The following is a 443-nucleotide window of genomic DNA, read 5'->3' as shown; positions in this document are numbered from 1 at the left end:
GGGCGAGATCCAGCTCACCAACAAGGTGGCACAGGAGTATTACCAGAAGACCAAGGAAGTGACCCCCGAGCGGATCTGGGGCCTGCCGCTGCTCGGTACCTATCTTTATACCTTCAACCTGCGTCGCCCCGAGTTGCAGGATGTGCGGGTGCGCCAGGCGCTGGCGATGACCATAGACCGACATTTGCTGACCGAGAAGGTCAGCGGTCAGGGTGAACAAGCCGCCTGGTCACTGCTGCCCACCATGCCGGGCTATGAGGCGCTGAGCTCACCGCTGGCCTTGCAGGATCAGCCAACCCGGCTTGCCAAGGCGACCGCGCTGCTTGCGCAGGCGGGTTACAACAGCGCTCATCCCCTCAAGCTGACGCTGACTTACAACACCTCGGAAAATCACAAGAAGCTGGCGTTGGCGGTGGCCGCCATGTGGAAGCCGCTTGGTGTGG

1 pseudogene is annotated in these 443 nt (G+C 61.9%); it reads left to right on the top strand.

Annotated elements, in window-relative coordinates:
- A pseudogene (locus tag AAC083_RS22720) lies at nt 1–443 on the top strand (ABC transporter substrate-binding protein); the annotation flags it as partial.

It is taken from the genome of Aeromonas sp. HMWF014 (assembly GCF_963878295.1).
Classification (GTDB): Bacteria; Pseudomonadota; Gammaproteobacteria; order Enterobacterales; family Aeromonadaceae; genus Aeromonas; species Aeromonas popoffii.
The sequence above is the reverse complement of the archived record's forward strand: the minus strand, read 5'-3'. Positions and strand labels throughout refer to the sequence as shown.